At 52.2% G+C, this 24,609-nt stretch carries 18 protein-coding genes; 11 read left to right on the plus strand and 7 right to left on the minus strand.

Annotation, left to right across the window (positions count from 1 at the left end; genetic code table 11):
• The first annotated feature begins 312 nt into the window (after positions 1-312).
• Positions 313-939 carry a DUF4123 domain-containing protein gene (locus tag FHS72_RS17300; protein ID WP_183530996.1) on the plus strand — a complete coding sequence of 209 codons (627 nt, stop codon included), beginning with the start codon at positions 313-315 and terminating at the stop codon, positions 937-939.
• Here FHS72_RS17300 and FHS72_RS17305 read toward each other — a convergent pair.
• From FHS72_RS17305 to FHS72_RS17320, 4 genes are all read right to left on the minus strand, one after another.
• Positions 936-1,637 carry a GAD-like domain-containing protein gene (locus FHS72_RS17305; RefSeq protein ID WP_183530997.1) on the minus strand — a complete coding sequence of 234 codons (702 nt, stop codon included), beginning with the start codon at positions 1,635-1,637 and terminating at the stop codon, positions 936-938. The two genes, FHS72_RS17300 and FHS72_RS17305, sit on opposite strands and share 4 nt — an antisense overlap.
• A 17-nt stretch (positions 1,638-1,654) precedes the next feature.
• Complete coding sequence (locus FHS72_RS17310) at positions 1,655-3,364, minus strand: polymorphic toxin type 15 domain-containing protein (RefSeq protein ID WP_183530998.1); 1,710 nt, start codon at positions 3,362-3,364, stop codon at positions 1,655-1,657.
• Entirely contained in the window at positions 3,364-4,062 is a 699-nt protein-coding gene (locus FHS72_RS17315; protein ID WP_183530999.1) for a hypothetical protein, read from the minus strand. The genes FHS72_RS17310 and FHS72_RS17315 overlap by 1 nt, the downstream gene beginning before the upstream one ends.
• 1,286 nt (positions 4,063-5,348) lie before the next feature.
• On the minus strand, positions 5,349-7,133 hold the full coding sequence (locus FHS72_RS17320) for an SLC13 family permease (protein WP_183531034.1): 1,785 nt from the start codon (positions 7,131-7,133) through the stop codon (positions 5,349-5,351).
• 401 nt (positions 7,134-7,534) lie between these two features.
• Here FHS72_RS17320 and FHS72_RS17325 point away from each other — a divergent pair, with 401 nt between their 5' ends.
• From FHS72_RS17325 to FHS72_RS17345, 5 genes are read left to right on the plus strand one after another with little or no spacing between them, the layout of a single operon-like run.
• The gene (locus tag FHS72_RS17325; RefSeq protein ID WP_183531000.1) at positions 7,535-9,565 is read left to right on the plus strand and encodes a type VI secretion system Vgr family protein; all 2,031 of its coding nucleotides are present in this window, start codon (positions 7,535-7,537) and stop codon (positions 9,563-9,565) included.
• Between the two features lie 4 nt (positions 9,566-9,569).
• Entirely contained in the window at positions 9,570-10,664 is a 1,095-nt protein-coding gene (locus FHS72_RS17330; protein ID WP_183531001.1) for an ankyrin repeat domain-containing protein, read from the plus strand.
• 9 nt (positions 10,665-10,673) lie between these two features.
• Entirely contained in the window at positions 10,674-12,530 is a 1,857-nt protein-coding gene (locus FHS72_RS17335) for a lipase family protein (RefSeq protein ID WP_183531002.1), read from the plus strand.
• A gap of 34 nt (positions 12,531-12,564) precedes the next feature.
• Positions 12,565-13,578: a DUF2169 domain-containing protein gene (locus tag FHS72_RS17340; protein ID WP_183531003.1), complete on the plus strand. Its 1,014-nt coding sequence runs from the start codon at positions 12,565-12,567 to the stop codon at positions 13,576-13,578.
• Between the two features lie 4 nt (positions 13,579-13,582).
• Positions 13,583-13,981, plus strand: coding sequence for a DUF4150 domain-containing protein (locus tag FHS72_RS17345; protein WP_183531004.1), 399 nt, complete (start codon positions 13,583-13,585; stop codon positions 13,979-13,981).
• Between the two features lie 40 nt (positions 13,982-14,021).
• Here the strand turns inward: FHS72_RS17345 and FHS72_RS17350 are convergent, their stop codons facing one another.
• The 3 genes from FHS72_RS17350 to FHS72_RS17360 all read right to left on the minus strand — a co-directional run bounded on the left by FHS72_RS17350 (position 14,022) and on the right by FHS72_RS17360 (position 17,972).
• On the minus strand, positions 14,022-15,902 hold the full coding sequence (locus FHS72_RS17350; protein ID WP_183531005.1) for a DKNYY domain-containing protein: 1,881 nt from the start codon (positions 15,900-15,902) through the stop codon (positions 14,022-14,024).
• Positions 15,899-16,993, minus strand: a complete 1,095-nt coding sequence (locus FHS72_RS17355; RefSeq protein ID WP_183531006.1) for a hypothetical protein — start codon at positions 16,991-16,993, stop codon at positions 15,899-15,901. Before FHS72_RS17355 ends, FHS72_RS17350 begins: the two co-directional genes overlap by 4 nt.
• 469 nt (positions 16,994-17,462) lie before the next feature.
• The gene (locus FHS72_RS17360) at positions 17,463-17,972 is read right to left on the minus strand and encodes a terminase small subunit (RefSeq protein WP_183531007.1); all 510 of its coding nucleotides are present in this window, start codon (positions 17,970-17,972) and stop codon (positions 17,463-17,465) included.
• A 934-nt stretch (positions 17,973-18,906) separates the two neighbouring features.
• On the opposite strand from FHS72_RS17360, the gene FHS72_RS17365 reads away from it, so the two are divergent.
• From FHS72_RS17365 to FHS72_RS17385, 5 genes are all read left to right on the plus strand, one after another.
• Positions 18,907-20,961, plus strand: coding sequence for a type VI secretion system Vgr family protein (locus tag FHS72_RS17365; protein ID WP_183531008.1), 2,055 nt, complete (start codon positions 18,907-18,909; stop codon positions 20,959-20,961).
• Entirely contained in the window at positions 20,961-21,218 is a 258-nt protein-coding gene (locus FHS72_RS17370; RefSeq protein WP_183531009.1) for a PAAR domain-containing protein, read from the plus strand. Before FHS72_RS17365 ends, FHS72_RS17370 begins: the two co-directional genes overlap by 1 nt.
• A 31-nt stretch (positions 21,219-21,249) precedes the next feature.
• On the plus strand, positions 21,250-22,572 hold the full coding sequence (locus tag FHS72_RS17375; protein WP_183531010.1) for a DUF4123 domain-containing protein: 1,323 nt from the start codon (positions 21,250-21,252) through the stop codon (positions 22,570-22,572).
• A 238-nt stretch (positions 22,573-22,810) separates the two neighbouring features.
• Entirely contained in the window at positions 22,811-23,830 is a 1,020-nt protein-coding gene (locus tag FHS72_RS17380; protein WP_183531011.1) for a M12A family metallopeptidase, read from the plus strand.
• Between the two features lie 6 nt (positions 23,831-23,836).
• Complete coding sequence (locus FHS72_RS17385; RefSeq protein WP_221235468.1) at positions 23,837-24,604, plus strand: hypothetical protein; 768 nt, start codon at positions 23,837-23,839, stop codon at positions 24,602-24,604.
• Positions 24,605-24,609: the final 5 nt, after the last annotated feature.

Genomic DNA, 24,609 nt, shown 5'->3' on the forward strand with positions numbered 1-24,609 from the left:
AATCCCACGGTCACACTCCAATCCTGCTTGTTCAACAGGGAAGTGTGACACTTCTACTTTGCAGATGTGGGACATTCTAACTTTGCGGCGACATCCACTTCACCGATAATGAAGATTATGTAACCAACTTTGCCGAACGCTCTATATCGCTGCAATCTTTTCATTGATCATATGTCAAAGTTGCATCAATGCGGTCTTTTAATTGCCTTTATGGCAGCCTAAATGATGTCATGATATCCGCGACGGTCTTGCAAGATATTTCTTAACACGTGGATATTTACTTGGGCGGTACAGCGCGGGATTACTGTCAGTATGGAAACGAAAGCCCTTCACCTTACGATAGAGAAAAACATCGAACCACTTAGGGTTCAGTTAGGTGTTCCGGCCGCGAAAGCTGTGCCTGATGTATTAGATCAGATGCTTTTTGGCTCAATCAAGGAACAAGATGGCAGCAAGTTAGCCTCTGTTGAGCAGACCAATTGGAAAACTTTTGCCGTTTTAGATGCCGCAAAAGTTCCTAATTTAGTGGAAATGCTTGAAGCTTCGGGTCTTGAACACAGCTGCTTGTTTAAGGGCGGCGCCTACGATGAGCTGAAAGACGTGGCTCCGTGGCTTGTGGAGCTTAAACTTGAAAACAGCTTTACGCGACGTGTATTTGTAAAATCGGACGAACCTTGGCACCTTTGGGACAGCGAACCAGGTATATTTATAAGGTCACAGTCTACCCTCAATGAGCTTCGTTCTCACTTCCGAAAATTTACCAGAGTAAACGATGATGCCGGAAAGTGGTTCTACTTTCGCTTTTGGGAAGGTTCTCAAATACCACGACTGATCAGTGATCCCGCATTCGAACCTGTTCTTGTCAAATTGTGTGGCGACCACATCATCATTTGGCGGCACTTAGACAGAGCTTATTGTCTGAGCGTAACCGAACTCTAACCGATTTCTCTCACACGTTTGATCCCAGAGCGGTCTAGCTTGGTCAAATAGAATGGTTGCAGTTGTGCCAACAATGCAAAGTGCTCTAGCGCCTTCACTTTTTTGACGTTTTCAACACGACGAGTCGGGCTGTCCGCACCTACCAGGCCAAGTGCTGGGAAAAATCCAAAGCAGTCGCCCAATTCTAACGCACCGTGCGCCGCTATGCATGACTGAAGCATTTCGCTTCCGCGGTAATCTAGAAAGTCCAGTTCCTCTGGCTCAAAAACCACGGCGCCACTTGCGACGATGTTCGGATCCGGCGTGCCTTGTCGCTGCGGCACTATACCTGGAGCGAATTCCGTGGGTGCCAAAGCAACGGAGGTCAATTGGCCTTCGGCTAAGTAAATGACAATGTTTCCGTGTTTCTTGGACCAGACATGTAAATTTCCAAATGCAGTATAGGAAACGACGGTACAATCTCGATGGTCCAAGTCGGGATCGCCTTTAAAAACAAGGGCAAGGATGGGAGCGAATGCCGAAGCAGGACAAATTGTCACGCCTCCATCTAAGTAGCAGGCATGACCACTATGTTCCATAAACTCAAATAGGCGCTCAGGAAGCCTCTTGTTTAGATAGGTAAGTTCGCTGGGCGAAAAAGGATTCCTTGCATGTGCGTCACCTAATTCATCTGCGATAAATTGAAAATTCTCGTCCATATTCGTCACCTGTCACTTTACCTGCATCGCCGCAAGGTAACATCCATATTTCTGTTGGACATCCCATTGTTTCGCATATCACGTGCTGCAACGCCGATGCCTTCAGACCGACTGTCACGAGGCCATTGCCTCCCAATACCCTGGTTTTCTGCCGCGCCACCAATTCCTACACTAGACGGATCTCCGCCTGCAATAATGTCCAGGTAATGGGTAGCATTCAAGTTGTTCATCTGTTGTCGAATTTGCGCAGGTGTGAAGCCTTGGGATTGTAAAAGCTGCCTGTGAGTTGCGCGCGCCCGTTGCTGGGTAGAGTTGTCGCGCAGAAGGTCCGTGAATGATCCACCGGACCATTCTCCCATCGCCTGTAGTCGAGCCTTTTCTGCACGAGCTTGATCAAGTATTTGATGGGCATAAGCCATGTCATCCGCAGTCATCGCATTGATGGTCGCCATTTGTTCGGCAAGTTGGCGGTCAAACTCAACCGAGTCGGCACCATTGGGTAGGTCAAAGCAAGGGACATCGTGGCGGGAAACCTTGCGGGTAATACGCGTAATTTGCTCCGTGGCACTTTCTGCTACCTCTGATATTTTTGCCTTCAACGCACGAATTAGATCGATGATTTTGTTACTGATTCTTCGGAGAAGGTTGAAAACCTTCAATAAAGCAACACCGGCTCTTCCGGCGCTTTTCAGGGAATTTGTGACGCGAAGAACAAAAGCCGCCAACCGAGCATATAGAGCTGGGGCGGTGCCGCCGCCGGTGAAAAAAGCCAGAACAGCAAACAAAATCGCGATAATCGCTTCCGGTAAAAGATAGCCTACACCGGTTGCGACCATTTCACTGTAAAAATTTGGCGGAATCATCATGAATACGCCAAGAACAGTTGCGCCTAATACGCGTAGCACGGATGTGCGCGTCGCGAGTTCAATCATCGCAGCGGCCCATTCCGCACTCCGATCAACCAAGTCTTCCAAAAGTCTTGCGATTTCCTCCAATCCTGGAATGTTTTTCAAGGCTGCGCTCAGAGCTGCGATCCCACTTTCGAACGCGTCTATCGCGCCTTCGCCTAAATTTTTCAGAAGTTCAAATATTTGATCCCGGTTGTCCCATAAGGCTTTAGCACTCTCAGACACGCTGTCCCAAGCGTCTCCGATCATTTCGGGGAGGTTATAGAGCCAGTCGCCGACGGCATTCCAAAAATCGCCTTCACCTTCCCACCAAGATGAAACTCCGTTCTGCAAGCCGGTCCAAAGGCTACCTAGAAAGCCTAACCATCCAGACTCCTCCCATTCAATGGTCCATGGTCCCATTGCAGTTTCCATCTCGCCTGCAAATTCCTCAAGATCGCTTATGATTGCTGCCTCAAGATCCGCCGGGTCCGGGCCTGCCTGTGGTTCGATGCGCGCGATTACTCGGCCAAAATGTGGCGCAGTCCCCTCAAAGCTACCTAGATCCGGTCTAATTGCGTCGGCGACCGTTCCATCTTCCTGCCCGAAACTACTCGTCCCAAGTGTTTCGCCGCCTGCGTCAATTACTTCTCCGTCACTATACTCGACGCGCACTTGGGCTTGAGTGATTGGTGTTCTCCACAGGTCATCATAATTGGCCTCAACGCGAAAATTGCTCATGCAAGGTATACAGGCTTGGCCGACCGGCGAATTTGGTTGTGCGCTAGCCAAAGCCGAAGCCGAGCTGACGCTAGCGGATTGCTGCGGTGTTCCTGACATTAGTTTATCTCCCTGAGTTTTGCGATAAGCTTTGTCAGCTGTTGGTCTGAGATGGGTTCGGCCATCAAGTAATGCATCAATTTCGTGTACTGTGGATCATTCCACCAATTCGCTCCAAAAATCAGCGCCCCCGCAGTAAGTATCGTGCGTTTTAAAGCCGATTTGGTTTCGGGCAGTCTTGACCGCAGCCAAGTTAGATATTGACTGTTGTAGTCTTCTGTAAACATCGACCAATGATTTGGCACAAGATAGCGAATGTTGCGATCTGAATCATCGCAGCTTTGTTTCATAAGTTCTTCTAATCGTTCAGCGAAATGCAGAACGCTGTCGTCATGCCAAAGAAGAGAAAGCCAATCGTCAGTGGCTTTCATAAGTAGGCGCGAACAGCGCGTTCGTTCGACGTTTTGATTTTGCACTGATTCAGAAATATAAGTCGCAAAGCGAGGGTCTTTCCAAAAATGGTGCCCCAAGGATACAGCAACAACGCATAGCTTCGCGACATCGCGGCCGCCAGTAACTTGATACGAGCTTGCCCAAATTTCGACATCACTGCAAATTTGCTCTAGATCCAGGGTGCTGACGTTCAACACATCAAAGTAGTCAGAGAAGCTGCCTCTAATTTTACCAGCGGTTTCGCTCACCCAAAGATCACGGTTGGATCTCTCGAGTGCAACGAAGATTTCTGCTGATAGTTTCATACTAATTAATCCAAATCCGCGGCAGAAGTACTTTAGCGTTTCATCGCCTTAAGGCTAGTTGAAAATATGCCAGATTGGTAAAATAGCGCATTTTTCAGCTGAAGCGGCAAGGCATCTCAAAAAACCTAGTAGGGTCTTAACGAAGCCGAAATACAGGAGTGAAAAGTGCATAATGGCCCGCTGTGTCTCAGTGAAAAGCCTAAAAAGTGGCCGTTGGTGAGAATTCAGACCGCATCATCAGCAAGTAGCTTGAACAGTTCATCATCCATGACCCTATTCTGTTCTCTTATGTCACAAGTGAACCCAGGCTGGAGCGGCCAGCCCTAATTTGAGAAGACAGAGTTTATGCACAAGGCATTGAGCGTTACGATTGCCGTTGTTGGGCTGCTTTGTTGACTCCGAATAAAAATGGCACCCTAGAGGTCTGGGGTTGGAGTGCGCGCAAGCGTCCATTTTGGCGAGACGACAATGGTACAATTGATAAATTTGTTAGCGTCGAGCTATGGCAATTCTGCCAGCAACAGTTTCTCTGATGTTCCCAAATGAATGCGTGTGAATGCTGTAACAGGTGGTATTTTTAATGACGAGTCCCAAGATCAGAACATTTTGCCTCACGATCGCAGTCGCGGTAATATTTGCTACGCCATCCTACTATGCAATGAGATCCAGGCATTTAGCTGTACAGTATTCGGATGGCGCGTTTTGCTGGATTTTGCCTGGTGCGGATGGTCCGCAGACGTTGGGACATGTTCGCGAAATGCATTTGTCTTTGTCACCTCCCAACGCGCTCGGATTTTGGGGCGATGTCATCGAACTGACGAGACGTGGCATTTATACACGCCCACACTTTGCAATAGCCATTCCTCAACCCGCAAACCGAGAAGCAAGCCGCTTGCTCGCTTGGAGCTACCGCGAGACTGATTATTACGACCTAAGTGAGCGTGCCAGCGTTCTAGGGCTAGTGTGGTTCCCGGAGGATTGCGCAAGCCTTCTAGCGATACCACCTCTGGCGTCTGGCCCGCAGATTACATCCCCCGCAAACAACGCGCTGCGCCCTGTGCGTTCCGAGTGACCTGCCTACCGAAATAGCCCGAAGTCTTTGATCAAAGTTCCGGCCCTTCTCGGCGCATATGAGGAAACGCTAAATTGGGTGCGCAGATTTGATAGTGAAGGGTATCAGTTGGTCACGATGAAGGGATCTTACTGACATGGTGGCAGCTCATATCACTGGTCGGGGTACAGTATCGACGGGCTGAAAGTTGGCTTTGCTCAATTCTGATCTCACATCACAGCGGAAAGAATATGCTGATCGCAAAAGATGCGCTGATCCCTACCATGAGGTTCATGGGCACGCCGATTTTCAGAAAATCTGTAAAACGGTAGTTTCCCGCACCATAGACCAGTGTGTTGGTCTGATACCCGATTGGTGTCGCAAAGCTGGCACTTGCAGCGATCATCACAGCCACGGCAAGCGGTCGCGGGTCAACGCCCAGCTCTGCTGCCAGCGCGATCACGATCGGCGTGAACACCACGGCAACAGCGTTATTTGTAACGGCCTCTGTCATGATTGACGCTACGAAATAGACCGCCAGCAACGTCAGGAACGGGGACAGTCCGGTCAATAGCGGCGTCAGCATATCAACAATCAATTCGACTGCGCCTGTGTTTTCCAATCCAGCACCGATAATCAGCATCGCAAAAATCAATACAAGGATCGAACCATCCACGGACTGCCAAGCTTCATCACTGTCAATGCAGCGCAGCAGCAGGATCGCGGCCACGGCCACGAGCGCCAGAATACCAATCGGCATCACGTTTAGCGCCGCCAAAATCACGATCCCCAACAGCGCGATGATCGCAATCGGGGCTTGCCTGCGGCGGTAGGCCCGCCCTGACGGTTCGGTGATCGACGCCACATCGCCAGTTTCCGCCAATGCGCGAAACCCTTCGGCGGGGCCCTCCAATAGCAGTTTGTCAGCGGCACGCAGGCGCACGCTAGACAGATCGGCCCCTGCGATATGCCCGTGACGGAAAGCACCCAAAACCCGCACCCCCGCTTTGCGGCCCAACGCAAGATCGGCAATGCTACGCCCGACGGTATTGCGTTTAGGCGTGACAAAGGCCTCGGCGGTCAGCAATTCCGTATCGGGGTCAGCCTCAGTCGTGCGCCGCATACCGACGCGCAGTCCTGAATGATCAACAAAGGTCAGCAGTTCCGATGTCGTTGTTATGACAATCACCGCGTCGCCCCTTTGTGCGACATGATCGCCCAGATCGTTGCGGGTGATCTGCCCTGCCCGTTTCACGCCTTTGACCTGCACGCCGTCCCGTTCGAAATCTGCGATTTTGCCCAGCGGTGTCCCAATGTGCGGATATCCATCGAGGATCGTGATTTCGGACAGAAAACAGGTTTCTTTACCACTATCAGTCCCGCCACCTGTTTTGCGGTGCGGCAATAACCAGCGCCCGAGGATCAACAGCGTCAGACTGCCGACCAGCGTGGCGACCAATCCCACGGGGGCTATCTCGAAAATAGAAAACGGCTCCATACCGCTTTCCGTGGCGATGCCGTCAACGATGATATTTGTCGATGTCCCAATCAGTGTACAAGTGCCGCCGAGGATCGCCACATAGGACAGCGGTATCAGCAATCGCGTCGATGCAATCTGCAAACTGGCGGCGAGCCGGATCACAACAGGGATCAGCACAAGCACAACTGGCGTGTTATTCATGAACGCCGATGCCGCAACCGCTGCGACGAAAAACACGATCATGGCGAGGATTGGACGATCTTGCGCTCGCGCAATCACCAGATTTGCGAGCGCGTCCAGCACACCAGTCCGCACCAACGCGCCCGACACGATGAACATGGCCCCGATCGTGATGGGGGCTGAATTTGAAAAGACGCTCATCACCTCGTCTTCGGGCACCAACCCCAGCACGATGTAAAGCGCTGCGGCCCCCGACGCTGTAACTTCAGGCGGAAATTTTTCGAATGCGAACGCGACAAAGAGCAGCAGCAATATCCCAAGCGCCAGATAAGGAGCATTGTGTCCGATGAAATCGACCATCCCTGAGCAGAATCCTGTAATATACGACATAGATGACGTTAACATTGCACGCGTGACACCACTGCTCAACAAGACCTCATCGGCGGTCCTTTGAAAGTTGAACCCTAGCTGCGTCGCGAGAAGTACCAACTTCGAAGTTAGGATGGGCGCGCTGAAAAGCAATGTGGTTGGAAATTTAACGTGTGGGCCACACGACTGTGCGTGGAATCGCGACACCTGCACTGGCGCGGACCCGTCTTGTGAAGCCATCAATATTTCAACTGTCGGTGTAATGGGCGTTAAATGGCCAACGCTTGAAATCCCATCACGCGGCTTGAACGACCATATCAACCAACAGTTGCTTATCGTTTTGCGTTGGGTATGGTGACGGCTGTAACGAATAGCTGAGTCAGGTTGAGGTCATGAACGCCATCTTTAAGCAAAGCGACCGCATGGGGTCTTTGTCGACGATCCTCGGCAAAGACGTTTTGAACCTGCTGCGGTTTGAAGGCGACGAACATCTCAACGGTTTGTTCACCTACCGCGTTGAAGCCTTGGCCAAGACGGATGATCTCGATTTCAACGCGCTGATCAGCACCCATGCCACCATCAGTCTCAAATCCTACGACCTGCCGGAAACGCCATTTGACGGGATCATCACCGAGGGTGAAATGCTCGGCCAAGGTGACAACGGCTGGCGCTATGCATTTACCCTCAAACCTTGGCTTTACCTGTTAAGCCTGCGTCGCAAGCAACAGATTTATCATAATAAAACTGTGGTCGAAATTCTGGATGAGCTGTTCAGCCCCTACTCCGGCCTCGGCAAACCCGCTGTCGAAAAGCGCCTGACAGGAACCTACCCGACGCTGGAATATACTGTCCAGTACCGCGAAAGCGATATGGATTTTGCGACGCGGCTAATGGAGCGCTTCGGCATTTCCTATCACTTCAAACACGATACCGGCTCACACACGCTCGTGCTGACAGATACGGCGATCTCGCATGATGATCTGCCGGGCGGTGCGCGTGAATTCCTGATGGCGGACAACGGCAAGCAAAGCCGCGATGCTGAGCATTTCTGGGATATGCGGCCTTCACAAAGATTAACAACCGGTAAGATCCGGTTAACGGATTACAACTTTAAGACGCCCAACGCTGCAATGGAAACCGACCGTGACGCGGCAGCGCCTTACACCGAGGGCAGCATTGAAAGCTACGATTACCCCGGCGATTACCTCGCGCAAGGCGCTGGAAAAGACGTAGCCCGCCTGCGCGTTGACCAAGAGCGCGGTCAAGATCCACGCCACCGCGCTTTGGGCGATTGCGCCTCATTGCGGGCAGGCCACAAGGTTAAAGTCACTGGAGACAAAGTACCCGGCGTCGACAAAACGCTGTGCCTTTCTGCCCGCCACACCTACGCGTCCGGCGGTTACGGAACAACGGAAAGCGGTGAACCAAGTTTTGAGGGCCAATACCTGTTGATGCCCGCAAGCACCCCGCTCGCCCCCGAACGAAAGACGGCGCGACCCATCGTGCAAGGCCCGCAAACAGCCGTTGTAGTCGGCGAAGGCGAGATCGATTGCGACGAATACGGCCGAATATTGGTGCATTTCCACTGGGACCTCGACAAGCGGTATTCGATGCGCTGCCGCGTCAGCCAAAACTGGGCAGGTAAAGGCTGGGGTGGCATGGTGATCCCAAGGATCGGTATGGAGGTCGTGGTGGAGTTCCTTGAGGGAGATCCAGACAAGCCGCTGGTGACAGGCTGTGTGTATAACGGCAAGAACGACACACCGTATCCGCTGCCCGAACAAAAAACGAAGAGCACATTCAAGACCGACACTCACAGGGGGACTGGGTTCAACGAACTGCGGTTCGAGGATGAAAACGGCAAAGAAGAAATCTTTGTTCACGCACAGAAAGACAGGAATACGAAGGTCGAAAATAATCAATCAGAGCGAGTCAACGTCAACAAAGTCGAAAGCGTGGGCCACAACAAGGCCACAGAGATTGGAAACAATCTTTTTGAAATTGTCGACGGAGACATGGAGCTAAGGGTCGGCCCCGCCAACAAAGGTAGTTTTACTCCGGTCGGAGCAGATAAAAACACGCAAGGTATTCCGGCCGTTCCCGCTATGATTGGGGCTCCTGGCAAGTCAAAACGCGGCGTCGGTGATCTAAAGGTCTCTGTCGAGAACACAAAAACACAGGTTATTGGGAAAGATCACTTTGAAATTGTTGATGGCGACAAAGACACGCAAGTGAAGCAGAATCAAACCACAAACGTGCGTAAGAAAATCCGCATTGATGCTGGGGACGAGATATTGCTCGTCTGTGGGAAATCTAGGATCAAGTTATCAGAGAATGGAACCATAGAGATCAATGGCCAGAAAATTATGCAGTTGGGCGACAAATTGGTCTCGGTCCAATCTGACACGATTAAGCTCAATTGATGACATGAGGTATATGACAGGCCTTTGCGTCTTCTTTGGAACCTTAGTGCTGGCATGTGAAGAGACGTCCGGCCAAAGTGCCGAATGTGCTTCAGCGACCCAGAGCGTAGAGCACATTAACATAGAAGGGCTAAACGCAGAAATGGTCGATGTTTTGCAAGAAATCGTAAAGTGCTTACCGTCAGAAGAAGCTGCGCAAGAACATGCCGAAAACATCGGGGCCAATGCAGCAGTAGGTATCCAATTAATTCTCAAAGATTTGTATCTGAACACACCCCCTGATCTGGCTACATTAAGAACGCTTGGCGCGGAGAACCTGAATATCGTCCTGCACCCTCGTCGCGATGTGTTCACACACTCGACGCTTCTTACCGAAGCTGTGCGGCAGGCCAATTATGCGTGGACCATGGCTCTATTGCAGTCAGGAGCTGATCCGAATGGGTCAGGCAGCCTTATGGCATATGTTGCAGTAACAGAAATTTGGGATCCCCGCAGCAAATGGACAGCTCTCTTCCAAGATGGTGCACCGGCAATTCCTTTCCTTCAGGCCTATTTGGACTTTGGGGGATACCTGAACACGACGCAGGACGGTGGCTACGGAAACGCACCCTTGATCCGTTCACCTGTCGGGAATTTAGCTGCAACGGTGTTTTTACTCGAACAAGGCGCAGATCCTTGGTTAACGGAAAACCCGCCTCGCAGATTGAATTTTAATAGCACGATGATGGGGCGTTATATTTTTGGATCACTGGCTGCGGATTTCAATGAAATTATGTACGTGCTTGTCACGCGTGGACTTTATACACCGCCCCCACAACCAGTTTATCAACCACTGGTACATGATTTCTACCTGGAGTCTCTTGAAGAGCTTTCCGACGCTTCCGGTCCTGAGCGGCGTCATAAGCTATGGACATTGCAGAAGGTAGTCAGCGCAATGATCGCACGCAATGCCTTCGAACCGAGCCAGCGAATGTTAGAGCTTTTGGCAAGCAACCCGATACCGGATGACGAAGGCGGTTGGGTCTTACCTGAAGGCCAGCTGCATCAAGATTATGATGATGCACGCGTCGGCGCGACGCTTGGCTCAAATGTCTGGTAAGGTGTGGTCTTGAATTCAACTCAAGTCAAAGGCGAAGCAACAGATAAGGTCTGCTTAGACTTCGCGACATTCATGCTGTTGGATAATTACGAAAAAGATCCCGCATTGCTACAGCCTGAATGTGCAACCGCGATGCAAGAAATCGACCGCAACTGGGATCGGGTTAATACCGCCAACATTGGAACACCGAAACGGTCTGGTTTCTACGCCACGATGTATACCCCAAAGGATGGAAACGACTGTCCTCCGACCCTAGCCGTTCGCGGAACTGTCTTCAGCGATGCACGCGGCATTGCATTTATGAAGCGTACAAAAGTTTATCCAGAATTTGCTCCTGAAAAATCCCAAGAATTCGCATTTGGGTGGGCGCCAGGATACAAGATTGATGAAGAGGACGAAGATCCTAGTACGTTGACCTCGTTGGGCTATATGGCTCGCAAATTTGGCTTTATACAGCGGCTGACGCAGAGCGGTAATTGGCTTGAACTTTTTGCGACGCAGCAGCTGAATACAACGACCACTTCTCGCATACAGGTTATCCCGCCAAACGTTATTATCCCCGACAACTATCGTCACATCATTATCGAGGAAACCTATGAGGTTTGGATGAACCGTGATGAAGGCGATTGGGCAACAAATGTCATCCAAGGTATAGGAAAAGAGACCCTACAATACGGTACCGAATTGACGGATGCTGTGAATGAGGCAATGATCGAGGCCGAAAAGTTTGGCAAACAACTGCGTATTACCGGCCATTCTCTGGGTGGTGGTCTTGCAAGTGCCGCCGCGATCTACGCTAAAAAAATAGATCCCGAATACAAGATCTATGGGCTGGCCTATGATGCTGCAGGTGTTCACGAACAGACTGCAGAACGGTTGAGGACGTCGCTCAACCTCGCTTCGGAGGCAAAGATTATCATGCGCGCGGTTGAGGATGAAATCCTGACCTCTTTGGAAAAAGAGTCCGATTTTGTTCCTATTTTCTCAAGCCTTGTGCGGTTTACTGGATCGGAGATGCCATCTCCGATTGGCGCGTTTGATATCCGCAGAGGTATCAGCCCAGGTCCGATTGGTAACTCTTGGGCTGAAGGGAAGACGGCAGTTATCAAAGGGCATGAATACGCGCCAAAATGGGCGCGGATGCCAAACTTGCTTGAAATTGGAAGCCAAAGTCTTTTTCCAAATGTAGACGGCCGAAATCCAATGGTAACATGGTCAAATTTTGCCGGGCATTTTGCAGGCGCGTCAAACATGGATCAGGCGTTGGATAATTTACACAACGAAATTCAGAGCCGTGTACGCTCATATCAAAACGAACGCGATCAAATGGAACAGGCAGAGGTCGAGGCTGAACGGGAAAGTGAAACAGCAGATACAGCTCGCGAAGCGGCCGCAGAGAGATTGGAGGCAGAACGCGAAGCAGCTTCTGAGGCGGAAGAAGCCGCAGCAGAGGAACGGGCACGTGCTGTAGAGGCACAGGCCGAGGCCAACGAGCCAAAGGGCCTTCTAGGTTACCTCTACAACCGATACTATGACGACCCTAGGGACAACGTGCGTACAATCGGACAAGGTCTTCGCGAAATTGGCGACGAGGTCGGTGATTTAGGCAGCGCTTTAGGTGACGAAATCTTAGATGCGGGCCGCGAAGTCATCGATGAGGCGGGAGACGGTATAAACAATGTCACTGATGCAGTTGGTGACGGCCTAAATTATGCGTACGAACATACCGCGCAATACATGGTGGAATTCGGAAAATATACGACTGAACTAACGAGGACGGGGCCCCAATTTTTCCAGATAATTTTGGCTGTTGCCGCATATCATGACACTGAACTTTTGACGTTCACATTTGCGATTGATCGATGAGGATATCATCCTCTATGACCTCAAAGGAACAATCGTGAACATTTCCTCAACCCTTCCCATTTCCCACACAGCATTCGCGCATTGGCACACCGATGACACCGAAATCGGCGTGGTCGTGGCGAAGGCTACTTTTGTATTGTCTGCCGAAGGGACCGTGCCGCAACTCCCGCCGCCTGACCTTGAGTTGGTCGATGTGTTCACCGGTGATCCGGCGACAAGTGCGCTCGACTTTGAGCAAGACATCGCACCGCATAAACCTAAAACCGACCTCGTCGTGCGCGGCACTGCCCGCAGCTATCAAGGCACGCCGCGCCGTGATTGGCCGGTGACTATCAGCATTCCTGATCGGCTCAGTTACGGCTTTCACGTGCGGGGACCGTCGCAGTGGCTCAAACCCGGCCGGAAGTGGCAACTGTCGCAACCCGACCCCGTGACAGAAGTTCCACTGACATACGCCTTGGCCTATGGGGGCCAATGCACCGATGGCGAAGATACTCACTTCTTTGAACAAAACCCCGCGGGCCTTGGCTTCATGACCGAAGCCGCTGCCGCTGAATTGCAAAGCTGGGTCGCTCCCCAGATCGGGCTCCTCGCCGAATTCATGGCCGCCACGCCGTTTGAGCCTATGGCCGTTCATGGGACCATGCCAATCGCCAAAAGCTGGCTTCCGCGGCGTGCCGTAGCGGGCACTTTTGACAAAGCATGGGAACGTGACCGCCACCCCCGCATGCCTCTCGATTACGATCTCGGGTTCTGGAATGCAGCGCCTTTGCGGCTTCAACTCGGCCCTCACCTGCAAGGCGACGAGATGATTGAAATCACAGGCGTCTCTCATAAACGCGAAACGGTGAGCTTGCAGCTTCCAGGTGCGAAACTGCTCCTGCAATCACGATCTTCTGCAAACGAACCGCCAATCTCGATGGCGCTCGATACGATCGACCTAGATGTCGAAACCATCGACGATGGTCATGTTGCGATGACCCTACTCTGGCGTACGATCGTGCCAGACCGCGACGCCTTTTCCGACGCCGAAATCATCCGAGGATAGATAGATGCACTCCGCCGCCCGCCATTCTGGCAAAAACGCGATCATCACCTGCATGGCCCCCGACGTATGTAAAACGCAGGTCGGTAATGCTGTCGTGCCGATCCCTTATATGATCATTTCCAAGCTGGATTGGTCCGATAAAACCTCTAACGACGTCGAACTGACCGGCATGAAGGCCTTCAACATGGACGCCCGCACGAACAAGGTCACTGGCGACGAACCGGGCTCATTAGGCGGTGTGAAATCTGGTGTGAACAAAGGCTGGTGCCGCCCGCAATCAAACAAAACCAGCGTTTTTGTGAACGGGGCCGAGCTGCTGCAAAACAACAACCTCTACGAGATGAATTGTTCTGGCCCTGAAGGTCCAGGGAACACAATTGGGCGGCTGATGTATTTCGAATGATGTTGAGCGGCTAGTTTCCTTCGCAAGAAACAGCGGCGCTTCACCCAATCGCCTCCCGTTCTAGGCCCCTGCCCCCGAACGCAAACCGCGTTGTTGTATCGCGCACGTGTCGGTCGTCCTCGATCTTTAACGCGCTGACTTCGGCTCCTTCGCAATGCATCAGGCTATCATCCGTCAGCACATAAAGCTGTCGATCATCGGTCGCGAAATATGGGGTAATAAACCGCAGGGCAGCTGCGTTCATGCCAGCAACGGGTTTGCGGTAACGGCTTCCCAACAGCATGTGCCCCGCGTCGTCGACCAGCAGACGCGGGGTCGGACTACGCGCAGTAGTCAGGTCCAGGCCACCCGTTTTCTTCACTACCTTGCCGCGAAACAAAACCGTATCTCCAAGTCGTGCGAACATCCCGCCAATCGGCTTCACGGCCGCCGCGTCGATGTCGCGCTTGCGCACGCCCTCGACAATCAGGCCCTTCGCGTCCATCGCATAAACACTGCCCAGCATGCGAAAGCTATCCATGTCCGCCTTCACAACCACCAGTCGATGGTATTCGCGCGGATCCGTTAGGTTCATAAAATAAGCCTGCTTGGCACAGCGATACCAGCCGTCGCCAAGGCGCTCAAAGCTCGCAGGATCAGCCCCCTTAACCGCGGGCCGTTCATACATCTCTAGCCGCGTCTCAACATACCGCAGGCCAGAGCGATCAATCCCGAACACATCAACTACGTGTTCAAAACCGTCATGGTCGATATAGTCCAGCGACACCCAGTCCTCACGTCGCGTGTTTTGCGGCCTGACCCAAAGCCGCTGACCATCGCTAAAAAACGGACCGCCAATTGGCTTGCGATCACCGGCCTCAGCTTGCTCGTGCCACCATGTCGTTGCGATCTCGGGACGCTCTTTAAAGTATGCCTCCCAGTCCGCACGCTCGGTGGCCGCAGACATAACTTTGCCGCCGTAATAAACCCGATCCTTGTCAAAGGCACAGTACTGCCCGACCTCAATTGCACAGGTAAAGGTCGCGCGATCTGCGCCTTGAATCGGGCTGCGCTCCCAGTAGATACGGACCTTGTCCGCAAAATATTTGCCCTCGACGCCAAGCGGCACAAAACTGGAGGCATCGGCTCCGTCAATTTCCACACCGTAGCCATAAACCTTGTGGGAATCTTTGGCGTAATGGCTTTGCGACACATGCAGCTTCGGCGGGGTGCCATAGGGATAAGCGATGACCTCGAAACTCTCGGGATCGCCGCCGGTCAGCCGTAGATTTGTGATGTAATATCCAGCATCTTTGTCGGCCCCATAGCGTTCATTCAGCACGCGAAATGTCAGCGGATCAGCGCTGCGCATGACAAACCAATGACGCGTCATCGGTGTCTCGCCCTGCCCGTACACACGTTTCCCATCGGTAAACCAGCGTTCCCCGAGCTTGCGAAACCCTGTCGGGTCGATCCCGTCGATCACCTTACCCGTTTTGGTCTGTAGCGGCTTCCCATCGGCGCAAACTTGCGCGCCATTGTAGATATACCGGATCGTCGGAAAATGCCGTTCGCACAAATACTCGGCAACCCAGCCCACACCCGCAAAGGGGCCGATCTTGGGATCAGCCTCAACCCTACGCCTGATCGCCGCTAACGCCTCACGCATACTAAACAACGCAGGTGCCGGCGATCCAGTCAAAAGCTGATACAGGTTTCTATCGTCTTCCGGCGCAGACAAACCAGCCCGCTCAAACGCATACGCAACCCAGCCCGTATCGGCAAAATGCAACTGACGATACCGTTCCTGGCAAGCATCCCAATCCGCCTGAGTAATGCACAATCGCCCCAGCACATCACCCGTCGCGACACCCGCCTCTATATATAACCGCGCGGCATACCAATGTGCATAAGGTATCGGGAAAGCATCGGTTAAATTCATGGCAACGATCTCACAAGGTCGTTTTTCATCATCACAAAAGAAGAGTGCGCGGCTAATCGCGTATAAAACATACTCCGATCAGCAGGTTGTTCGTAGTTCTGCCAAAGACCGAGCACGTATAATCTACCATCATGCCAAATCACGCTTGCTTCGATATCGCCGAAACCGTTTACCGCAACGCGCACTCGGCGACCCTTCAGCTCTGATAGGTCCTCGTCGGGCACATTACTGACGACCTCAAGAGAACCTACCTGCTGTGTTAGGTCACTGAAATATTGCGTGACAAAACGCGCCGCGACCTCAGCCAAGTCAGTAGGCTCGGGCCCCTCCGCGACATGTAACCACAACACGCCTAGTGTCTGACCGTCACGGTTGCGAAATAATTGCATCTCGGCGGGCAGAGAACCAGTAAAGTCATTAATGGCAACGTCCCATATTTCTGACACCGTAAAATCAACACGATCGTCTCCAAATTTAACGGTTACCTCCTGCAACATCCCACCAAAATTGGCCGAAGCGCCGTCCTCGAAAATAAGGTCAGTCGTGAAACGGGTGTAAAGGTCGAGAGCGGCAGCACGACGGGCGTTATAAGCTTCTTGTGTAGTGATATCGGAGACATCGTCAAAAACATGCAAAACAAGCGTTATATTGCCGCGCGCGTAGCACCGTGTGTAGACCCCTTTGGTCAGATGTTCACTATTCGAGGCGACGCTCAGCGCCTCGGTCATTGTCATATCCGGCGTGCTGCGCATTGCGCGTATCTGATAGCCTTCGCGTTCAAGCTCGGAACGACAAAGCGGCTCCGGTGCTACAGGCGTCGCGAAACTGTAACCAATGAGGTTCACCAGCATCCACTCACGTGGGTCGGCAACATTTCCAATAGCTAAAATTTTCCCGATTTCGCCTTGTTCAGGACCTCTCATCGGAATTGTTTTAACACTCGCACCGTTCATTACAGTCGTTGTGAAGTTCAGATGCGGGCTTTCAAAGTCAAAACTTTGCTGCACCCAGCCGTTGTTCGAGTAATCCTGCGCAACTGCAATCTCTGGGGCAATCCCAGCATACCAAACCATCAACACCAATCGCCACATACAACTTATCCGCCTTCATACCTCATGCTCGCGCAAGTTGACAAAAAGGCAGCCCAAATCACAAGATGCAATTCCACCAAACGTCAAACAGCAGCTAGGTAGGGTTGAAGCTTTTCTCGCCTACGTTCAAACAGTGCCCTATGTGTTGTGGTCGGCGCTCAAGCACGGATTGCCATCTCCGCCGACAATTTCCTTCAGCGTGCCGAGGCGGTCGTTGATCACACAGGAGATGTCCCCGTTTTCTAGCCGCGCCTACGGATAGAATCTATCCGCATCACACACGGGTTTCGCTCATTGGATACTGACGATACCGACGTTGGCACCGTCCTCGCCAAAGCTACATTTGCCCTGTCCGCTACACCATTGCCTGAAAGCTTTGCACCAACATGCGGGCCGAGGACGTCACAGATACGATCTAACTGGCGCTGACGGCGTTTCGTTGCGACTACCGCAGCTTTGTTTCGAATACCTAGGACAAATACATCCGCATAAGCAATTCCAGAGCTTTCATTTTGCTCGTGAGACTTAACCTAATTCCCCAAGGTGTTTGTACCGCTCCTTGGTAAATCAACTTCCCTTGTCGGCTCAGGTATTGTGATTCCGCGTATTGCACCACGCGACGCCCCATGCCATCGCACTCAGGGCACATAGGATCCGGAGATTGGGCCAAGATAGGACCATCGGATCTGCAATACTTGCATGGCAAGTTCTTCACCTTCGACAACTCGGTGTAATCTGCGTTCACAATATCCCACAACAGGTTCATGATGCTTGCTGCATTGAATGTCAGTTGGTTTTCAATCTCCTTACGTCGTTCTCTTATATAAAGCTGAATGTCAGGACGTTGCATAAGCCGTGCTGCATTCACGTCCGCATTTTTAACCGCATAACCCGCGCGCCGATAAGCTGCCGCGGCATTGCCGTCCTGCAAGAACTCCAAACAAAATCTCGCATGCTTGTCTTTTATAGCCCGTCTCATACTTGCCTCGTTTTCTAAATTTAATGTTAACGACTATCACATAAATTTTGGACGCACTCCCCCACCCGTACTTGCCCCCCAATCCCTTGGAGCAAGATCCTCATAATCTTCCTATCCACGCAATGCCGTTTATCGATGGCCAGCCGCCTGCCCGTAAGCTTTTCACTTACCCCAGATAATCGTTTTACCGGTCTGGTCCCCCGTACATAGCGTCGGGTGGGTTTAAATATGCGCTTCTTGTGGTCCTAGAGGATGTCAGTTGTCACAGGGCCGGGTGAGTGGTCCCAGAAGGTATACGTTTTTGAAAAGCGGGAAACGCGAACCGAGGCAGCTATCTTTACCAAGCGCAAGATTGTGTATCTCACAGCCAGGGAAAACAGCCGCATAAACCCTGACGTGATCCAAAGCTGAAAGGGCTCAGCAAATGAATCGAGATCACGGTATATATTTCGGCAAAAGTGTAGATGAGTCATGGACTGCACATTTCCACCGCGAAACCGCGATCGTTATCTGTGCGCATCCTGCGCTCTCTTCACCCACAAATCTGGGTTCGTTGTTTTTATATTTCACGAAATTTTAGTTGTCACTATGAAAAACTATCAAACTAACGGTTGTTCACACTTTTTCATGAAATGCATATGCAAAAGTTAAAAAAACGGATCCTCTTTTTTCAAGATCATCAGCACTTTTGGTATCAATATGCAAAAAAAGTAGTGTTGATTTGTTAACCTTTGTTAGCATTTCGTACGATTGGTGAAGTTCACAGGTGCGGCATGGATCACCACATGAGTGTCGGACACTGCGGCCTCGACGGCGGCAGTAAAATTGTAAAAAACCCTATGTCCAGAATATGATCAATCGCCACAATTTCAACTTTGAATTGCTCGCTTTCGCTGTTAACTTCGCCAGTAATTTATATGTTTAGGGTAGTTTAATGAACGCGCGATTTAAGCAAGATGAACGGATGGGCCACCTGCAAACGGCTTTGGGTGCAAACACTCTCGTACTGTTGCGGATGAACACCGAAGAGCACGTCAATGACCTGTTCACCATTCGCGTTGATGCACTGGCCGAACGCAACGATCTTGATTTCGACGCGCTCATCGGCACCCACGCCACGGTCGAACTGACCTCGTATGACAACCCTGATGTTCCCTTCGATGGTATTATTTCCGAAGTGAACTTTGACGGGCTGCACGAGAACGGTTGGCGCTACACCCTGACGCTGAAACCGTGGATGTGGCTGGCTGGGTTGCGCCGCAACCAACGGATTTACCACGAAAAAACTGTGGTTGAAATTCTCGACGAGTTGCTCGCCCCTTACTCTGGCCTTGGCGAGCCTGCGATGGAGAAGCGCCTGACAGGGTCCTACCCGACCCTCGAATACACCGTTCAATACCGCGAGAGCGATCTGGATTTCGCGACACGCCTGATGGAGCGGTTCGGAATCTCTTATCACTTCAAGCACGATCAAGGCTCGCACACTTTGGTGCTGACCGACGCCATTACATCACACGATTCCCTGCCCGGCGCTGCGCGTCTGTTCAAGATCGTGGCCGACGGAAATCGTGCCACCGACGAAGAACATTTTACCGAAATGCGCCCCGGTCGTCGCCTGACGACAGGCGGAATTCGCCTGACCGATTACAACTTTAAAAAGCCAACCGCGTCGATGGAAACCGACCGGATGGGCGATGCGGCTTACATGCAGGGCCAGATCGAAAGCTACGATTACCCCGGCGATTACTTTGATCAAGGCACCGGCAAATTGGTCGCACGTTTGCGCACCTTGCAGGAACGCGGCCAAGATCACCGGCACCAAGCCAAAGGCGATGTCGCCTCGATGCGCGCAGGCCTGATCGTTGATATCACAGGCGACAGTGTCACAGGCGTTGATGATCCTTGCGTCTGCCTATCTGCGAGCCATAGCTTTGCCACCGCGTCATTTGCATCCGGCCAAGGCAACTCAGAGCCCACCTACGAAGGCTCCTATGTCCTGCTGCCGATCTCAGCCCCGCTCGCGCCGGAACGGAAGACAAAGCTGCCCATCGTGCACGGCCCACAAACCGCCGTGGTCGTCGGCGAAGGCGAGATTGATTGCGACGAATACGGCCGCATCCTCGTGCACTTCCACTGGGACCTCGACAATCGCTATTCAATGCGCTGCCGCGTTTCTCAAAACTGGGCCGGAAAAGGCTGGGGCGGCATGGTCATCCCGCGCATCGGCATGGAGGTCGTCGTCGAATTCCTTGAAGGTAACCCCGACAAGCCGCTGGTTACAGGCTGCGTCTATAACGGTAAAAACGACGTCCCCTACCCGCTACCTGCGAACAAAACAAAATCGACGTTCAAGACCGACACTCACAAGGGCGGCGGCTTTAACGAGCTGATGTTCGAGGACGAAAAAGACCAAGAATTGATCTACATGCATGGTCAAAAAGACCAGCAGATCGACATTTTGAATGACCGGAACAAGACCATCGGTCAGGATCAGTCGGAAAGTGTCGGGCGTGATAAATCGATCTCTGTCGGCCAAGATCACACCGAAGTCGTCGGGCGCGATGAGACGATTAATATTGGCCGCGACGTGCAATACACGGTCGGTCAGAACCAAATCGAAAACTATGGTAAAGACCATGTCCACAACGTCGCAAACATCCACAAACAGGACATCTTTGCAGACCACCTGACCCAAGTTGGGCGCAACGCCGAACACACGGTGCTTGGTAAATCAACGCTGAACGTGAACCAGTCGATCACCAACAACACTAAAGTCCACACATTGATGGCCTTCGAGAAGTTCGTGATCAAAGGTCCAGGTGGCAAAATCACGCTTGATGCCTCCGGTGTCACAATCGAGGGTGCGCAGATCAAGCTCAAGGGCAACGTGTCAATGGGCGGCTCAGGCGGCTCTCAAGTACCCACACTGCAAGGTGCTGCAAACGCAGGTCTGCCACTGGTCGAGGAATGCCCAAAGGAAGGTGAATAATGATCCCGATTGCACGCCTCGGCGATAAACACGTCTGCCCAATCCACGGCCCAAATGCGATTGTATCTGGCGGCAAAGCCATGATCGACGGCAAACCCGTCGCGCGCATGGGCGACAAAACCGCCTGCGGTGCGACAATCATTATGGGATCATCGATGTCGACAGACGACGGTAAACCCGTCGCCTACCTCGGCTGTGCAACGTCGCATGGCGGTGCAATTGTTTCAGGCTCGCCTGCACACAAGATCCTGCCGTAAGGGCTGCTAAAGCGATTATTGCAGGGAAACCATGGAAATGGACAAGGCGCAGTTGCACGCCCAGAAAATCGCGTTTGCGCCTGATTGGGCGCAAGATACGTCGATTCATTACCCACAAGAGCTGTCCGCGTTACTAGATGCCGATGGCAGCTTGCAGATTTATGGAGTGTTCGACGGGACACGCCGCGCAGCGGTGCGCGGCCTGAATGATCTCGATACTCTCGCCCTAGAAATAGACGCAACCCCCCTGTTCAATCCAGACACAGCAGAAGGCGAAGCAGGACCTTGGCTTTTGTCCTTCGGACGCGGGCAAGGCGCACAAGCCGCCGTCCTTCGTGACCACTTTTGCAAATTTCACGGACAAGGCGTCGGCATTCTACTGCTGACAACCGCATCAACGGCCGAAATACGGTCGCACCTGCGTGGCTTGGTCAAGGTTGCACGCGATCCCGAAACGACATCGATGGTGTTTTTTCGCTATTGGGATCCAATCGTCGCAAATGAATTTCTACCAAGTTTAGCCACACAACCCGACCGCTTGGAGCGCTTTCTCTTTACTCAAGATGGGTCGCCTGTGCATTTTCTATCGGAACAGTCCCCCGACGAAATGAATGCGTTTCACCTATCCGGACGCGCCACTCGGACAGGTGTCCGTAAATACTTTTCGCTCGCAGCTTGCGACGCCCCCGTCATGGACCGTATTGCGCGGATCGGTCTTGGACATAACCTCAGCCGTTGGCTCGCCCGCGATTACCCCGATGACCTCTTTGCCGGCGCATCCGTCAACGCACTCGGGCCGTATATTTTGCGCGAAGGTGCGCGTTACGGATTCACCCGTCAGGACGAATATTCCTACCTTGGTCACCTCATGGTGCACCTTGGCGGTTGGTTTCATCAAAGCGGGCAAACACCTACACTCACTGCAATTCTAGAAAGTGACGTGAAGGCCAAACAAGTCCCCCTGCGTGCCGCATTTTCTGACGCATGGGCTGGATCGTATCGCGCCGTCGCACGCAATTGGAGCGAACGATTGATCGCCGACCCGCGACTTATCACGACAACAGAAGACTGTGGCACACTAACCCCAGACAGGCAGCTACTCGCCGACTGCCTTGAGGCACACATCCCGGTTGATCGCCAAGGTCCATTCCGGCAGCTATGGAAAAAATCGCAAGGCCCTTTGGCAGCATTAGGCGCACCCGAGGCGCATTGGGCGCGCCTTGCTTTCCTAAGCCTGTTTTGGGGCTACAAATTCTATGAAGACCCCTTTTTAGGACGTTCGCACCCTCCGCAATCAGCGGCGGATTGGAACACATTATGTAACGAATTTTGGAAAGCATTGATTGATGGCTGACCCTTCACCTGAACCAAACGGATCCCCGCCATCAGGCGGCCTTTCGCCTGTTGCAACATGTTGCCCGCAGGTCAGCACCTTCGAAGGATCACGCCGCCCAAACAGGGTGACTGGCTTTGACGCACGGACCAATTTGGCCCAGACACGCGACGCGGATGAATACTGGATACCGCCCGATGCGGGAAAAATCATGCCATTAGACCGCATGACCCAAGACGGTGCTGCATGGGTCTCGGTCATGCTGGGCGACGAAACAGACGTCGAAGCCAGCTTCGAAGGCCACACCAGCAGCGCCTGCATCGCCAACAGCACATTCGAAGTGATCCCCGCAGGCGTCGCACAAGTATCGCCCAACCGTGGCTCTGCCTCAGGCATGACGCTCACCCTGCGAGGAATGAGCGCCGGTGAAGCCACAGTAAAAGTCACCTGTGACGGCGAAGACATCGGGTGGTTTCACTTGGTATGTTATGAACCAATACGCCTAGCAGTCACCTTAGGATGTATCAAAACACCACTATCTCGATCGGTGAGTTATTCTGCAAATGCGCTATCCAATACGTTAAACAAAACATTCAATGCGGCAGGAATTCGGATTGTCGTAACCGATCTTGGCGAAGTAGATTTAACGGGCCACCCAGATATCGCCGCCGCTGAACCGGGTCTTCGGTCAGTCGTCACGTCTCCATACTACAGTGAAGGCTTTGGAGAACTGTTAGGTAAGCGCGCGTTTCTAGGTGCGCTTTCAGGCGGTGAACGCGGCACGATCGCATGGATCGGCGAGACAGCGACGTGGCAAGCAGGTGCATCATCGCAGAAGTATTTATGGTTTTTTGTGCCAGATGATGTCCCCTCGCGTTTCAGTGGGGTCGTTCCGGAGATTTCATCAGAATACGGCTTTGTATTCAAAGACTTTGAAGGTGCTATTGGCGGACAAACGATAACAGACAGCTATGCTGTGATGGCTCATGAGTTAGGTCATGCTTTGGGGCTACTCCACCCTGACGATCCGAACGTGGCAAACCAGCTACCTAATCACCTCAAAGCATCCTTGGGACAACCCGTCACTGCGGAATCCGGAACAAATACCGAGCCAGCAATAACCCCAACACCACGCGTTCTTGATCCAAAGAATATTGGACTGATCATGCAACGCGATCCTTTAAATTTAATGGGGTATTGGCCGAACTTCAAAGAGCAATCGTTTTTACGGAAAAACCAATGGGACGCAGTGCGTGCCGTTGCTGCTAGAATAGAATAGGGACGAATGATGGACTACATTGAGCTCCTCAAAGAACAATGCCCGCCGGCGATTGTCGAATATGTCATCAACTCAGACATGACCTCCGCATTCAAAAACCCTTGGCCTAATCAGGACTTTTTCGGTCAGAATATTTCAGACGACTGTCATATTGCAGCACTTCTGTATCGCAGCAGTATTTTGCCATCGAACCTCGGGGATACCACCGCAGATTATATCGCCTGGGATACGATCGATTACTATACCCAAGTGCCCATAGATGATCGTCCCGTTGTGATTACGGCAGTACGACAGCTGGCTTCCAGAGACCGTTTGCCTCAACGGTTTTTCTTCCTCGTGACGCAACACAAAATTGACGTCAGAGACGTATTGCAACGCCATTTCCCTACCCTTCCAGCCCCCGAAAATGCTACGCCAGAGCATAATTCAAAGGCATTCGCATATCTTCGTTATCTTACTGCAATGGCTGACGAAGAGGCACTAACTCGGCTGATTGAAGCACTGCGCTTAGAACCAAACCCCGCTTATGTAAGCAACCAACTTGGACAAATAAGAAACCTAAATCTCTCGCAGAGCAATGTTATCTTTCAGGCATTTATCAACGACACACGGCAAAGCCTAACACCAAATCGGATGCCTGGGATCGTGATCGCAAACACAGTCCGTCGATACCTTGGCCTGCCACCGCACGAAGGTCCGTATCGCCCGCTAGAGCCAAACGGCCAACCCTACATTCCGCAGCCAGACGCTCCATCGTCAGTCTGGGATCGTTAAACGCA

Source organism: Yoonia ponticola (genome assembly GCF_014199395.1).
GTDB classification, from domain to species: domain Bacteria; phylum Pseudomonadota; class Alphaproteobacteria; order Rhodobacterales; family Rhodobacteraceae; genus Yoonia; species Yoonia ponticola.